General features: G+C 64.4%; 1 protein-coding gene. It reads left to right on the top strand.

What is annotated here, in order from left to right; all coding sequences use genetic code 11:
* On the top strand, positions 1-340 hold a 340-nt coding region (locus GIB19_RS28220; RefSeq protein WP_274888874.1), incomplete at both ends, for a type VI secretion system Vgr family protein.

Consider the following 340-nt stretch of genomic DNA (forward strand, 5'->3'; position numbering starts at 1 on the left):
CGAGTTCAAGGCACTCAGCCCCATCCGCAGCAAGGAGCACCACGGCAAGCGCCACAACGAACTGCGCTTGGACGACACCACCGGGCAGATCAGCGCAGCGTTGATGAGTGACCACGACCACTCGGCACTGAACCTCGGTTACCTCACCCATCCTCGCCACTTTGGCGGCAAGCCGCGTGGCCAAGGTTTCGAGCTGCGCACCGATACCCACGGCGTGCTACGCGCCGGCGGTGGCCTGCTGCTGACCACCGAGATGCGTGCTCGCGCCAGTGAACACCATACGGACCTCGTCGAAACCGCCGAGCGCCTGAAGGTCGCACAGGAGTACCACACCACCTTC

Origin of the sequence: Pseudomonas sp. ITEM 17296 (assembly GCF_028895205.1) — a bacterium.
GTDB lineage: Bacteria > Pseudomonadota > Gammaproteobacteria > Pseudomonadales > Pseudomonadaceae > Aquipseudomonas > Aquipseudomonas kermanshahensis.